Source organism: Candidatus Poseidoniia archaeon, from assembly GCA_030748895.1.
GTDB lineage: Archaea > Thermoplasmatota > Poseidoniia > MGIII > CG-Epi1 > UBA8886.
Map to the genome: position 1 here is coordinate 1 of JASMLC010000010.1, position 13,726 is coordinate 13,726.

Here is a 13,726-nt window from a genome sequence, read left to right on the forward strand (position 1 = left end):
AAAGAAGCGGAGGAACTCGAGGCGCAGCTGCGCCTGATGCGCGACCAGGCGCCCTCCGAGGCGCGGTCGGAATCACCACGGTACATCGGCTAACCGTTTTACCACCGTCGGAATGGGGGCCGCGTGACCCACGCAAAAGCGCTCGCTGCGGCCGAAGAAACGGTCGCTACCGCGCTACAGGAACTGGACTGGCCGGCGCTACCGCTCGACCGCCGCCCGCAGCAGGGCGACCTGGCGGTTATCTGCTTCCCCGCTGCGAAACAGCTGCGGCAGCCACCCGATGCGCTGGCGGCAGAGCTGGCGGCTGCGCTCGCCGACCGTGGACTGCGCGCGACGGCCGACGGCGGCTACTGCAACATCACGCTCGACTGGCGTCCGCTGGCTGCGCCGTTGCTGGCCGAAATCAGCGCTGGCGATTTCGGCACCCGCACCCCGACTGGCCGCCGCGTGCTGATTGAGCACACTTCGGCCAATGCCACCGGCCCGTTCCACATGGGGCGCGCGCGTAACCCGATTATCGGCGATACGCTGGCGCGACTGCTGCGCTACGCGGGCGACGAGGTCGCGACCGAGTACTACGTCAACGACATGGGCCGGCAGGCGGCCACGCTCGCGTACGGTCTGCGCCACTTCGCGCCGGGCGACGCGCCGAAGGTCGACCACGCGCTGGTCGAATGCTATCGGCAGGCGAACGCCGCGCTCGAGGAGGACCCCGCCGCGAAGGAGGCGATTTACGCGCTGATGGAGCGCTGCGAGGAGGGCGACGCGGAAGCGGTCGCCGAGGTCGCCGGCGCCGCCGAAAAGATGCTGGCGGGCATGCGCGAATCGCTGGCGCGGCTGGGCGCCGAGGCCGACACGTATTTCCACGAGTCGGCGCTCGTTGCCGGTGGAGCCGTCAACGACGTTATCGAACGGCTGGCGCAGTCCGCGCTCTGCGGCGACGATGACGGGGCGAAATTCCTCGACCTGGCAGGGCACGGCATCGCCGGCCGCAACCAGCGCTTCTTCTTCACGCGTAAGAGCGGATTGAGCCTCTACACGACGCGCGACGTCGCCTACCATCTCGACAAGTTCGGCCGCTGCGACATGGCGCTGAACGTCCTCGGTGAGGACCACAAACTGCAGTCGCAGCTGCTGGGCATCGCGCTGGGCGAACTCGGCGCCCCAGTGCCTGAAGCGGTGTTTTACGCCTTCGTCAACCTGCCGGGCGGCAAGATGTCGACCCGCGCCGGACGCGTCGTCTACCTCGACGACATGCTCGACGAAGCGCAGCAGCGCGCGCTGGCGGAACTCGTGCAGCGCCGCCCCGACATGGCTTCCGCGCAGCGGCAGGCGCTGGCGACCGCCATCGGAACGGGGGCATTGCGCTACAACATCCTGCGCGTGCAGGCCGAAAAGGGCTTCACTTTCCGCTGGCAGGACGCGCTGAGCTTCGAGGGAGACTCGGCGCCGTTCGCGATGTATTCGCACGCGCGCTGCTGCGCCATCCTGCGCCGCGCCGACGGGACGCCGGGTGGCGAGCCACCCGGCGAGCTGCACCCGACCGAGGAGGCGCTGCTGCGGCAGCTCGCACGCTGGCCGGCGACGGTCGCACGCGCTGCCGGCGAGCGCAAGCTGCACCTGCTGCCGCCCTGCGCGCATGGCCTGGCGGGGGCGCTGAACGGCTTCTACCGCGACTGCCCGGTGATTGGCTCCGACGCCGAGGAGTTCCGGCTGGCGCTGGTCGACGCAACGCGACGCGTGCTGGCGGATGTGCTGGGGCTGCTGGGCGTAGTCGCGCCGGAGGAGATGTAGGGTGCCGCGGCTGCAGTGGCGCTTCCTGAGCGAAGAGCCGCCGGCCGACGTGGTCGAGCTGCTGCTGGCGCAGCGTGGCCTGACGGGGGCGGAGCGCGATGCATTCCTGCATCCATCGCTCGACCAGCTGCATGACCCGTTTCTGCTTTCCGCCATGGAGGCGGCGGTCGAAAAACTGGAGTGGGCACGGACCTGGCAACAGCCCGTTACCGTCTTCGGCGATTACGACTGCGACGGTGTGACGTCGACCGTGCTGCTCTACAGCTTGCTGAAGCAGGCGGGGATGCAGGTCGACTACCACGTGCCGCATCGCATTGACGATGGCTACGGGCTGACCGAGGCAGGCGTCGAGAAGGTACACACGCGCGGCAGCCGGCTCATCGTAACCGTCGATAACGGCATCAGCGCCAATGCGGCGGTCGCGCGAGCCAATGCTCTGGGAATGGAGGTCGTGATTACCGACCATCACAAGCAGGAGGGCGAGCTCCCCCCGGCAGCCGCGGTCGTCAACCCTAACCGCAAGGACAACGAGTACCCGTTCCGCGCCATCGCCGGCGTCGGCGTCGCCTACAAGCTCTGCTGCGCGCTCGCGCCGCGTATCCTGCCCGCAGGCGATGCGACCACTTTTCTGGCCGAGGCGCTCGACCTAGTGACGCTCGGAACTGTAGCGGACATGATGCCGCTAGTCGATGAGAACCGCGCACTGGTGGCGCATGGGCTTGCGCGTGTCGCTGCGACAAAACGGGCCGGAATCCAGGCTCTCATCGAGCAGGCGCGCGCCAAACGCGAGCTTGACCCGGCTGACATCGGCTTCAAACTGGCGCCGCGTATCAACGCCGCTGGACGCATGGAGGGCGCCGACATCGCACTCGAGCTGCTGCTGGCACCCGACCTGGCAGCGGCGCGGCCGCTGGCAGAGAAGCTCACCGGGCTCAACGCCAAGCGGCAGGCGGAAACCGCGCGCTGCGAGGAGCTGGCGCTTGACCTTGCCGAAGCGCAGGCGGGGAATGACTTCATCGTCGTCTGGCATCCCGGGATGCACGCTGGCGTAATGGGGCTGGTCGCGTCGCACATCATGCGTCGCTACCACCGGCCGACGCTGGTACTGCGGCTTGACGGCGACGCTGCGGGCGGCTCGGCGCGCTCGATTCCGGGCTATGACCTGAGCGCCGCGTTCGACCGCTACAAGGCACTGCTCGACGGCGGCGGCGGCCACGCCATGGCGGCCGGCTGCCACCTGCCGGCCGCCAACCTCGAACCGTTGCGCGAAGCGCTAATGGCCGATGCAACAGAGCGGCTGACTGACGAGATGCGGCAGCCGTTGCTCGAGATTGTCACCCCACTCGAGGCAGGGCGGCTCGACCTGCAATTCATGGCGCAGCTGGAGCGGCTGGCGCCGTTCGGGCAGGGAAACCTGGCACCGACCTTCGCGCTGCTCGACTGCGAAGTGCAGTCCGTGCGCACGATGGGGCGCGACAGCGACCACCTGCGGCTTTCGCTGGCGCGCTGCCCCGACGCCATCGGCTGGGGCATGGGCGACCGCGCCGAGACGCTCATGCCGGGCGACCGGGTCGACGTCGCGTTCCGGCTCGAGCGCAACCGCTACAAGGGGCGCGAAACTCTGCAACTGCTATTGCAGGACCTCAGGCCTTCAGGATAGTGGTGGTGAGGGCCGAATTCGAATCGACGTAGATACGCTCTGCAGGCGTACGCATAGCCTCTCTGCCACCTCACCACGGCTGCGCCACTTGCCAGCGCGTTTAAGGATTTCCGGTTCGCGCAATCGTACGCGAGACATCGCTGCTACCGAGGCTTTCGCGCTTCATATCCGCCAGCAGTCGCTCGTAATGGGTAACCTGCTCCTCGATGCGCTCCAGCTCCGAAGCGTCGCCGTCGCCCTGCTCGATACGGGCGCGGACGCGTTCGCGACGCGCTTCCCATTTCTCGAGTTCCGCGATTGCCTGCAGGATTCGTTCCTCGTCCATCTCTATATAAGTCGGGTAGTCTCCAGATTGTGCGGTGATTCGACCTTCAAGCGTGCCTTGCGCCGGATGTCGGTCGCAAACTGGTCACACTTCTGCGGGTCACCGTGGTTGAGCAGTACCAGCTTGGGCCGCGGGCGGATTGTGCGCACGTAGCGCATCAGCTGCCGCTTGTCGCTATGCCCCGAGAAGCCTTCGCAGGTTTCGATATTCATATTGACCGGGACCGACACCATCCCGCCGTTGTCGCGGTCATGCAGGCTGATTTCGCGGGCCCCCTGCTGGATGCGCTGCCCCAGCGTACCCGAGGCCTGGTAGCCGACGAAGACCATGCTGTTGTTCTTGTCAGGCGCCCAGTGGCGCAGGTATTCCATCACCGGCCCGCCGTTGACCATGCCGGAGGTGGCGAGCACGATAGCGGGCTCGTCGCGCGAGCAGATTTCCTGCCGCATGTCGACCGAGTCTACCTTCTGGAACATATCGTCACGGAATGGGTTGCCGCGGTTCTGGTAAATCTTGTTGCGCAGATTGTTGTTCAGGTACTCCGGGTAGGCCGCGTGGAGCGCGGTCGCCTCCCATATCATCCCGTCCAGGAACACATCCATGTCCTGCAGCATACCTTCGCGGTGCGCCTTTTCGAGAACGAGCATCACCTCCTGCGAACGGCCGACGGCGAATACCGGAATCAGGATTTTACCGCGTCGTTCAACAGTACGATTGATAATCTCGGTCAGCTTGCGCATCCCCTCCTCGCGCGACGGCTGGAAGTCCTTGAAGCCGCCATAGGTTGCCTCCAGCACCAGCGCCTCCATGCGCGGGAACCGGTTGACGGCACGGTCGAAAAGCCAGGTATTCTCGAACTTGATGTCACCCGAGAAAACAACATTGTGCTGGCCGTCGCCGACGTGGAAGTGGGCGCTCGCTGAGCCGAGGATATGGCCCGAGTTATGGAATGTCAGTTTCAGGTCGGGAGCAATATCGGTCGTGTCGCCGAAATTGAGTGGGATGCAGTTGCGCACCTGCTGCCGGATCTGCTCGCTGTTGTAGGGTACCTTCTTGGCTTCAGCATTCTGTATCTTGATGTAGTCAGTCTGCAACAGCGCCGCCAGGTCGCGCGTAGGCGGGGTGCAGTAGACCGGACCGTCGAAGCCGTAGACGAAGAGCATCGGCAGTAGTGCCGAGTGGTCGAGATGCGCGTGCGTCAGCACGACCGCATCGAGCCCTTCGAGCGGCGTCACCTCCGGAGCGTTCAGGAACGGGCTCGGCTCCTTGTCATTGCCGGGGTTGAAGCCGCAATCAATCAGCACTTTGCTGTCCTTGGTCATCAGCAAATGGCAGGAGCGTCCCACTTCGCGGTAGCCGCCCAGCGCAGTGATGCGTACGAACTGTTCACCCTCAATAGTGTCGCGGAAAACCTTGCGGCCAACACGCTTCATGAAGTCCTTGCGCTTCTGCGCCACCTTCGGCTCGAGGATGTAGTTACGGATTTCGCGCAGCGTGGTTGATTCCATCGGCGCGTCACGGATAACTATCGGGTTCCAGCCGATGCCGCGTCGCACGTCGTTGAGCACCGCACCGAACTTGCCGATAGCGCGGCCGGGGTTAACCGCCTCGATGTAGACGTCACCATTAATCTCGTCGAAGCGGATGCTGCTAACCTCTGCCTCGGCGGGGATGATTTCACCCAGTTTTTCCTCCGCCTCTTTCATCGGCAGCCGCACAGCCGGGTCAGCCCGGATGATGATGCGCTTGCGCACTTTCTGCGCCAGCTTGCGCACGATATCGTTGCTGCCGGCGAAGGCTTCCATATTTCTGGTATAGAGAACTACACTGGAGCCCTCTACGCGCACGTCGGTGAACTCGACGGTGTCAGGTATGACACTCTGCGCAACTTCGCGAACCTCCTTGATGATGCTCTCTACAGCCATGAGACCTGTTTCCCAGCGTGTGTAAAGGCTGCCTCAGGCAGCCAGCTTAGCCTGAATTTCCATGACGGCCGCCGCTTCCATCGCAGTGTAGCCGCTTGAATCGATTGTGCAGAGCGAGATGCCGTCGCCTGAAGCCGAGTCGCGCTTCATCGCCACAGTCAGCGCCCGAATGGCAAGTTCCCTGCCCTCGGCCACACTCAGCCCCTCACGGAAGTGGTCCTCAAGCACGCCATAAACAAAGGGCGAGCCGGAACCGGTAGTGGTAAATGTATCTGGAATCGAGCCGCCCGCCGCGTCCAGCGAGTAGACATGGCCGCCGTCTGTATCGACACCGCCGATCAGCAGCTGGACCCAGAACGGCATGTAGCGCCGACCGTTCATGATGTTAGCCATCAGCGTCGAGGCTGAAAGAATAGACATCTTCTGGCCGCGCTTCAGCTCGAAAAGCTTCACTTCGGCCGCGAGCCAGCGCGCCAGCATCTGCGCGTCGCCGACCAGTCCCGCTACCGTCAGGCCGATATGGTCGCTGATACGGAACAGCTTCTGTGTGTTCTTGTGCGCTATGAGATGCCCCATCGTGGCACGCATCTCGGTCGCCATGACCACACCATCGCGGCACACCAGCCCTACGGTGGTGGTGCCCTTCTTGAGTTCTTTCTCGGACAAAGTCAACTCCCAAACCGAGGAAAAGCGGCGCTTCATTCTAAGGGGGGTATATGATAGTTCCGTCATCAGGCTGGACGCCGACGAATGATTAAATACGGTTCACCAATGCGCCGGCGGTGCAATCCCGTGATTAAGGCCCGTATCTCTGCAGAGCATCTCAAGGAGTTCGTCGGTACCGTCGGCGCGCTGGTTGATGAAGCCAAGCTCAGCGTCGCCAAAGGCGACCTGACCGTGAAGGCGGTCGACCCCTCCCATGTAGCGATGATTGAGGCCCGCCTCGACAAGGCAGCCTTCGATTCCTACGAGGCTGCTGAAGCCGAACTGGGTATCGATGTGGACAAGTTCCGCTCAGTACTCGCTGTTGCCCGCGCGGGTGATATGGTCGACCTGGAACAGGACACCGAGCTGAACCTGCTGGTGGTCACCATCGGCAACCTGACGCGCGCGATGCCGCTGCTCGACACGGCCGGGATGCCTGACCCCAAGGTGCCAGCACTGGACCTGCCCGCCACCGTCAAAGTCGCGGTCGAAGAGGTCTCGCAGGGACTGAAGGCCTCGAAATCGGTTTCGGACCACATTGCGCTCTCGACCAGCAAGAAGGCTTTCCGGCTGGTCTGCGAAGGAGACAACCAGAACCGGGTTGACCTTGAACTGGGCAAGAAACAGCTCGAGAAGCTCGATTCGCCCGAGGAACAGACCTCACTCTTCTCACTGGAATACTTCACGCTGATGGTGGGCTCGCTGGCGAAGGACCGCATCCTGAAAATCTCGCTGGGCAGCGACCTGCCGGTGCGCATCACCGCCGACCTGGCGGTCGATGACCTTACCGGTGCACAGGGCGAGGTCACCTTCCTGCTCGCGCCCCGTATTGACCGGGAATAGATGGTCAGGCACTTCCTGCACATCTCCGACTTCACCGCTACTGAACTGCACGAAATCCTGCAACTGGCAACTAGCCTCAAGGCGAAATTCCGCGCGCGGGACGACCACCGGCCGTTCGCCGGCCGTTCATTGGCGATGATATTCGCCAAGCCGTCAGCGCGCACGCGAGTCTCCTTCGAGACCGGCTTCACCTGGATGGGAGGGCATGCGCTCTTCCTTGGGCCGCAGGACATCGGCATCGGCAAACGCGAGGAAATCAGGGACATCGCGCGGCTCTTCAGCCGCTACAACGACCTGATAATGGCGCGGCTGTTCGACCACGCGCACATCCTCGAGCTGGCGGAGCACGCGACCATTCCAGTCATAAACGGCCTCACTGACTACAACCACCCCTGCCAGGTGATGGCCGATTACTTCACCATCCGGGAGCATCTGCCAGAGCAGGAGAAACCACGAGTGGTCTACGTCGGCGACGGGAACAACATCGTCCACTCCTGGCTGCGACTGGCGATGCGGCTGCCGCTCCACTTCACCTGCTGCTGCCCGCAAGGCTACGAGCCGGACGCGGAGACCGTAGCATCAGCGCGCAACGCGGGGATTTCAACCATCGAAATCAGCCACGACCCCCGCGAGGCGGTCGCTGGCGCCGAGGTAATCTACACCGACGTCTGGGCCTCGATGGGGCAGAAGCAGGAGGCGCAGACGCGCGCGAAGGCCTTTGCACCCTTCCAGGTTAACAGCGCGCTGATGGACGCCACCGGCTGCGAAACTCTATTCATGCACTGCCTGCCGGCCGAACGCGACCGCGAGGTAACCGACGCGGTGATAGAGGCCGATTACTCGATCGTCTTCGACCAGGCCGAGAACCGGCTGCACGTCCAGAACGGCATCATGGCCTGGCTGGTGGCCAATGGCGATTAGGACTATCGGCGTCGTCGGCGCCGGGCAGATGGGCGCCGGCATCGCGCAGGTGGCTGCCGCCACCGGCCGCGACGTCATCCTGCAGGACATCGCACCGGAGTTCGTCGAGCACGGGATGGCGACCATCCGCGGCAGCCTTAACAAATTCGTTGCGAAAGGCAAACTGCCCGCCGCCGAGGCGGAGGCGATTGCGGCGCGCATCACGCCCAGCGTGGAGCAGGCGCCACTGGCAGAAACCGATATGGTCATTGAGGCGATTGTCGAAGACCAGAATATCAAGCAGGAACTATTCGCCACACTGGGTCAGCTCTGCCCGTCCGGGACCATCCTCGCCTCCAACACCAGCAGCATTTCCATCTCCGAACTGGGCGAGGCGAGCGGTCGGCCGGCGCAGTTCATCGGCATGCACTTCATGAACCCGGTGCCGCTGATGGAACTGGTCGAGGTCATCCGCGGCCGTGAAACCTTGGGGGCAACCTGCACAGCGGTGATGGAGCTGGCGCGCGAGATGGGGAAGACGCCGGTCGAGGCGAATGACTTTCCCGGCTTTGTCGCCAACCGCATCCTGCTGCCGATGCTCAACGAGGCGTGCTACGCGCTGATGGAGGGCGTTGCCGAAGCGGAGGCTATTGATACGGTGATGAAGCTGGGAATGAACCACCCCATGGGGCCGCTGGCGCTCGCAGACTATATCGGGCTCGATACCTGCCTCTCGATTATGGAAGTACTGCACCGCGGCTTCGAGAACGACAAGTACCTCCCCTGCCCGCTACTGCGCGAGAAGGTCGCAGCCGGCCACCTCGGTCGGAAGAGCGGGCGCGGGTTCTACGAATATAGCTAGCGGTCGAGCTGGTTCTGGTACCAGCGCTTGACCAGCAAGCGCACGATTTGCGACAGGTTGTAGCCCGACTCGCGGCAGAAACTGGTTATTTCGTCGAACAGCTCCGCCTCATCGTCAGGGATACGGGCATTGAGGTGCTTCATACCGGGCGATGGGATAGAGTATTAATGCGTTACAGGTAACGCGATGTGACTAAAATAGCCGCAAATTACACCAAACAATTAAATAGCACCCCGTCCCGCCCTCGATATGGGTGAAAACAAGAAGTCGGGCGCTATCGACAGCCTCGGCATCGGCGAAGCCGTGGACGACATCGCTTCCGCCGCCCGCAAAGCGGCCGACCTGGCTGAGGACATAACGAGCCGCGCGGCCGGCACCGCTACGACAGTGAGCGGACGGCTGGGTGGGGTAGTCGGCAGCGGTGTCATCGCTGGCGGCAACGTCGTCAAGGCCGGCAGCTCAATGGTTGATGCCGCCGGTTCGGTGGTCGTCTCAACGGGGAACGCCATCAAGGCTACCGGGCGCACCGGTCACAAGACCGGCGACGCCATCAAGGTAGTCGGCGAAACCATCAAGCGCGTTACCTCTGCCAAAGAGGATTAGCGCAGCCGTAGTGTCGCCTCGCGGTCCGGTCCGAAGGAGAGCAGGCCCGCTGGGACTCCCAGCCGGCTGGTGACGAACGCGATGAATTCCTCGAGAGCCACCGGGAGGCTGCCCGCGCTGGCCGCCGCCTGCCATTCCGCGGCCGAAAGCGTCGGCCAGCCCGCCAGCGTTTCGTAGACTGGCGTGCACTCGGCAAGCAGCGTCATCGAGGCGGGGAAGTGCTCGAGGCGGCCGTGCGGGGTTTCGTAAGCGGTGCAGACCCGGATTTTGTCGAGGCCGCCCAATACGTCAAGCTTGGTTATTGCCAGTTCCGTGAAACCGCAGAGCCGCTGCGAGTGTTCGAGCATTACCATGTCGAGCCAGCCGCAGCGACGGGGGCGGCCGGTGGTGGTGCCGAATTCGCCTCCGATATCGCGCATATGCTCGCCGGTAGCGTCCTCCAACTCGGTCGGGAAGGGGCCAGTGCCGACGCGCGTGACGTATGCCTTGGTTACTCCCACGACGCGCTCGATAAGGCCGGGCGCAATGCCGGCGCCCTGCGCCATCCCGGCCGGGGTCGGGCTTGACGAGGTTACGAAGGGGTAGATGCCGTGGTCGATATCGATGTGGACGCCCTGCGCCCCCTCGAGCAGCACTCCGTCGTCGAGCCGCTCGGCAATCGCGAGCGAAGCGTTGCCGATGCTGCTTTCCAGCGTCGCGCCCCAGCCCACGGCGAGGTCGTAGAGCCGCTCCAGCTCCAGCCGGTCGCCGGTGCCGTAGTAATCGAGCAGTGCCTGCGTCCGCGGCACCACCCTCTCGAGCCGCTCGCGCAGCGTTTGCGGCTCGAGCAGGTCGCCCATGCGAATCCCGAAGCGGGTAGCGCGGTCGCCGTAGGCGGGACCGATGCCTTTGCCGGTGGTCCCGGCAGCGCCAGCGCCCTTGGCGCGTTCCTCGGCGCCGTCAAGCAGCCGGTGGTAGGGCATCACGACGTGCGCACGCTCCGAAATCAGCAACTCGCCCCGGCTATCGCCCAGTTGCTCCAGCTCTGCCAGCAATTGTTCTGGGTCAATCACCATTCCTGCACCCGCGATAGCCAGGATCTCGCCCCGCAGAATTCCCGACGGAAGCAGGTGCAGCTTGTGGCTCTCACCGTCGATGACGACAGTGTGCCCAGCATTGCTGCCACCCTGTCCTCGCACGACAGTCCCGACGTCGGCAGCGAGCCAGTCAGTGATTTTTCCCTTACCCTCGTCGCCCCACTGTGCGCCGACGACAGCGAGGACGCTCACGAGAGCGTGCCGCCCGCCTTGATAATAGTAGCATAGAGCGCTGGTAGCAGGAACATGGCGGCAATCATTGATGCCAGCAACAACACCATAATGATGAAGACGAACCACCACAGCGCAGAAATCTTGATGGCGAAAGCCGCCATCAGCCCGAAGAGCGTGACGAGCGTCGCTTCACCCAGCGTTTGCGCGGTGCGCGCCGTAGCGCGATAGACGCTCGGCAGGTTGACGCCACCCTCAATCACGCGCTGCGTGATGTGGATTGAGAAGTCGATGCCGACGCCAATCACGATTGAGCCAATCATCACCGTCACCAGCGAGAGCGACTGCCCCAGCCCGACGAAGGTAAGCGGCTCGAGCGAAACAACCCAGACCACCGGTATTGTCGTCACCAGCCCCAGCTTCCAGTTACGGCCGAAGGTGAGGGTCAGGATTGCGAAGACCAGGATGAGGCAGATGGCGAGCGTCTGCAACTGCGAGGTAATCAGCTGCGCATTGACGCTGGTGCCGATGGCCGCCACGCCAGTCAGCGCCGAGACCTTGACTGGCGCGTAGTCCCAGTCGTTGCGCACGGCGTTGACGCCAGTTACTGCCGCCTCCATGCCCCGGATATCCATCAGCGGCATATCTACATAGACCAGCGTTTTCGAGTAGCCGTCGTTCATCAGCATCCCCAGCGCCTCATCGGTCAGGGAATCGTAGAATACATTCAGGAAGTATTTCTGTAAACCGGGAGCTCTTTCCACCACCACGTCGTCGTGCAGGATTTCCCAGAAAGAGCGCTCGAAGCTGCCGATGCCAAGTCCAGCGAGCACGTCGGCAATGGTCGCTGACTGGTTGGTCTGCACCTTGACCGTTTTCATCAGGTCGGTGATGGCAATCGCGTTGACGTTCGAGACATCGTTGAGCCCCGCACGCGTGGTGTTATCCCGTTCCCCCGTTACGAGCAAGTCAATCTGGTCGAGATGCCTGACAGCATCGTCGTTATTCTCATCGTAGTCATTGCGGAAATCACCCCGCACGATAATCATCCCCAGCGCGCCGGCGTTGAAATTCTCTGAATACTTGACAATCCCGACTAGTGTCGGCTCGTCATTGGGGACCATTTCGAGGTAGTCGATGTTGGTCTCGAGCATCGGCAGGACGCCGAGCGAGAGCAGCATCAGCACCAGCATCACGGCCAGCACCGGCCGGTTGTGCTCGGTAACTACCTTCGCCAGCGTGCGCCATTCGCCTTCGGTCTTGTGGTAATCATAATCGGTCCAGACCGCAATCGCGGGCGCCATCACGAAAGTCGTCAGCAGGCAGAGGAAAATGCCCATCGTCAGCGAGAAGCCGACCGTAAATACCGGGTCGAGATTAGTATACATCAGGCTGCCGAAGCCAATCATGGTCGTCACGGCCGAGAGTACGATGGCGCGCCCGGTGGTAGAGAGGGCGCGCATCATGCGCTCCTGCGCGCTGCCGCCCTTTTCCTCGGTAAACCGGTTGGTGAGGTGGAGCCCGTAGGCCACGCCGAGCGCCATCAGAATCGGGCCGAGCGCAATAATCGTCGGCGTCACCTCGCGCCCCCACCAGCCGATGATGCCGTAGGTGAAGAAAATCCCGTAAAGCGTCGGTACACCCGCAATCAGCACGGCCCGAATTCGCTTGTGCAGCGCGAAAATCATCAGCGCACAGAGCACGACGCCAATCGGGAAGACGTTCCAGAATTCCTGGAACGAACGCTCGGTGATAGCCTGCGTCACCGGCACCGGCCCGGTCAGCGCCATGTCGCTGTAGGTCTCGCCGTTGGGGCGGTTTGGCAGTTTCTCGCCCCGCTCGTCGAGCGCCGCCTGCACAGCGGCAATCGCGATTGCAGGGTCAACGGTGCTGGTGATGCCGAAGACCATTACGCCGGTGTCCCAGATGCCGTCACCGTTGGTGTCGCGGATGACCTTTTCGAGAACTGATTCCGGGATGTCGTCGGTGTAGCCGTCGATGTCGGACTGGCTCGGGATTTCGTAGCTCCCGAGCGTGCCGGTAGCCACCGCCAGTGTCTTGGCCGCCACCGCCAGCTGCTTGGCGAGCTGCGCCGCGTCACGCGAGGTGTCGTCGGTTTCGGCCGCCGCCCAGTCGTCGGCGTTATCGATGAGCGCGTCGTACGCCCGGGAATTGCTCGAATGCAGTTCCTTGATAATCGTCGAAATACTGAGCGAGAAGACGACATTGTCAATCTTGCCAGCATCACTCAGCACGACGCCGGGCTGGCCCGGCTCCTCATTCTGTCCATATTCGTCCAGCGTGCGCTCGACATAATCCATCTCGAGCAGCACCCGCCGTTCGGTGATGTTCGTCTTGTCGCTCATCTCGTAGGCGTTGCGCGTCTCGACGTAAATCACGATGACGTCAGTCGACCAGTCCTCGCGCACCTCGAACAGCAGCGCCTCCTCCGGGGAGCCGCGCGGCAGGTAGACTTCCATCGCGCCGTTGACGTTGGTCTGGCCGATGCCGACCAGCATGAACAGCATGATTACGGTCATGACCCCCAGCGTCAGCGGCGGCTGCGCCGTCGTGATGCGCACCAGTCCGCGCGACCACGGACCGATTTCGACCTCCGACTCGGGCTCCTCGGGAACCGGCTCCGCCTCGGGCGCAGCGCTCTGCTCGCGCTGCTGCCGCGCCATCCGTTTTACCGACTCGGGCGAGGAAATCGCTATCGAGCGCTTGACCTCCTCGAAGCGCTTGCCCATCGCCTCACGGTCGAGCAACTCGTCACGCTTGCGCGCCTGCCCGTCGAAGAAACGGTCGATGCGGCTGCGGATACCCTCTTCCTCTTCGTCTGACGACAACGGAACGCTCCCG

12 protein-coding genes and 1 tRNA gene are annotated in these 13,726 nt (G+C 63.3%); 6 read left to right on the forward strand and 7 right to left on the reverse strand.

The features are described 5' to 3' along the window. Positions 1-123: 123 nt before the first annotated feature. Both argS and recJ read left to right on the forward strand, forming a co-directional pair. The gene (gene argS / locus QGG57_05105) at positions 124-1,794 is read left to right on the forward strand and encodes an arginine--tRNA ligase (GenBank protein MDP7007546.1); all 1,671 of its coding nucleotides are present in this window, start codon (positions 124-126) and stop codon (positions 1,792-1,794) included. Between the two features lies 1 nt (position 1,795). Then, positions 1,796-3,454 carry a single-stranded-DNA-specific exonuclease RecJ gene (gene recJ / locus QGG57_05110; protein MDP7007547.1) on the forward strand — a complete coding sequence of 553 codons (1,659 nt, stop codon included), beginning with the start codon at positions 1,796-1,798 and terminating at the stop codon, positions 3,452-3,454. Here recJ and QGG57_05115 read toward each other — a convergent pair. From QGG57_05115 to psmB, 4 genes are all read right to left on the reverse strand, one after another. Next, positions 3,455-3,529, reverse strand: a tRNA-Cys gene (locus QGG57_05115). It lies immediately after the preceding gene. A 25-nt stretch (positions 3,530-3,554) separates the two neighbouring features. Then, positions 3,555-3,779 (reverse strand): hypothetical protein, encoded by a 225-nt coding sequence (locus QGG57_05120; protein ID MDP7007548.1) that lies wholly within the window; start codon positions 3,777-3,779, stop codon positions 3,555-3,557. A gap of 2 nt (positions 3,780-3,781) precedes the next feature. After that, complete coding sequence (locus QGG57_05125) at positions 3,782-5,704, reverse strand: beta-CASP ribonuclease aCPSF1 (protein MDP7007549.1); 1,923 nt, start codon at positions 5,702-5,704, stop codon at positions 3,782-3,784. Between the two features lie 33 nt (positions 5,705-5,737). Then, positions 5,738-6,406, reverse strand: a complete 669-nt coding sequence (psmB, locus tag QGG57_05130; GenBank protein MDP7007550.1) for an archaeal proteasome endopeptidase complex subunit beta — start codon at positions 6,404-6,406, stop codon at positions 5,738-5,740. A gap of 90 nt (positions 6,407-6,496) precedes the next feature. Here psmB and QGG57_05135 point away from each other — a divergent pair, with 90 nt between their 5' ends. From QGG57_05135 to QGG57_05145, 3 genes are read left to right on the forward strand one after another with little or no spacing between them, the layout of a single operon-like run. After that, a complete protein-coding gene (locus QGG57_05135) occupies positions 6,497-7,252 on the forward strand; it encodes a DNA polymerase sliding clamp (protein MDP7007551.1) in 756 nt (251 codons plus the stop codon). Next, positions 7,253-8,173 (forward strand): ornithine carbamoyltransferase, encoded by a 921-nt coding sequence (gene argF / locus QGG57_05140; protein MDP7007552.1) that lies wholly within the window; start codon positions 7,253-7,255, stop codon positions 8,171-8,173. It begins immediately after the preceding gene. Next, positions 8,163-9,014 (forward strand): 3-hydroxybutyryl-CoA dehydrogenase, encoded by an 852-nt coding sequence (locus QGG57_05145; protein ID MDP7007553.1) that lies wholly within the window; start codon positions 8,163-8,165, stop codon positions 9,012-9,014. The genes argF and QGG57_05145 overlap by 11 nt, the downstream gene beginning before the upstream one ends. On the opposite strand, the gene QGG57_05150 is transcribed toward QGG57_05145, so the two are convergent. Then, on the reverse strand, positions 9,011-9,157 hold the full coding sequence (locus tag QGG57_05150) for a hypothetical protein (GenBank protein MDP7007554.1): 147 nt from the start codon (positions 9,155-9,157) through the stop codon (positions 9,011-9,013). The two genes, QGG57_05145 and QGG57_05150, sit on opposite strands and share 4 nt — an antisense overlap. A 106-nt stretch (positions 9,158-9,263) precedes the next feature. Between QGG57_05150 and QGG57_05155 the strand changes: the two genes are divergently transcribed. Further along, a complete protein-coding gene (locus QGG57_05155; GenBank protein MDP7007555.1) occupies positions 9,264-9,617 on the forward strand; it encodes a hypothetical protein in 354 nt (117 codons plus the stop codon). Here QGG57_05155 and QGG57_05160 read toward each other — a convergent pair. Both QGG57_05160 and QGG57_05165 read right to left on the reverse strand, forming a co-directional pair. Beyond that, positions 9,614-10,885: an adenylosuccinate synthase gene (locus QGG57_05160; protein MDP7007556.1), complete on the reverse strand. Its 1,272-nt coding sequence runs from the start codon at positions 10,883-10,885 to the stop codon at positions 9,614-9,616. The genes QGG57_05155 and QGG57_05160 overlap by 4 nt on opposite strands. Next, positions 10,882-13,713, reverse strand: coding sequence for an MMPL family transporter (locus tag QGG57_05165; GenBank protein MDP7007557.1), 2,832 nt, complete (start codon positions 13,711-13,713; stop codon positions 10,882-10,884). Before QGG57_05165 ends, QGG57_05160 begins: the two co-directional genes overlap by 4 nt. Positions 13,714-13,726 lie beyond the last annotated feature (13 nt).

What these genes read in the sequence shown, in the direction of transcription:
- QGG57_05120 (MDP7007548.1), bottom strand. Translation starts at nt 3,779, where the DNA reads ATGGACGAGGAACGAATCCTGCAGGCAATCGCGGAACTCGAGAAATGG.
- QGG57_05125 (MDP7007549.1), bottom strand. Translation starts at nt 5,704, where the DNA reads ATGGCTGTAGAGAGCATCATCAAGGAGGTTCGCGAAGTTGCGCAGAGT.
- psmB (MDP7007550.1), bottom strand. Translation starts at nt 6,406, where the DNA reads ATGAAGCGCCGCTTTTCCTCGGTTTGGGAGTTGACTTTGTCCGAGAAA.
- argF (MDP7007552.1), top strand. Translation starts at nt 7,253, where the DNA reads ATGGTCAGGCACTTCCTGCACATCTCCGACTTCACCGCTACTGAACTG.
- QGG57_05145 (MDP7007553.1), top strand. Translation starts at nt 8,163, where the DNA reads ATGGCGATTAGGACTATCGGCGTCGTCGGCGCCGGGCAGATGGGCGCC.
- QGG57_05150 (MDP7007554.1), bottom strand. Translation starts at nt 9,157, where the DNA reads ATGAAGCACCTCAATGCCCGTATCCCTGACGATGAGGCGGAGCTGTTC.
- QGG57_05155 (MDP7007555.1), top strand. Translation starts at nt 9,264, where the DNA reads ATGGGTGAAAACAAGAAGTCGGGCGCTATCGACAGCCTCGGCATCGGC.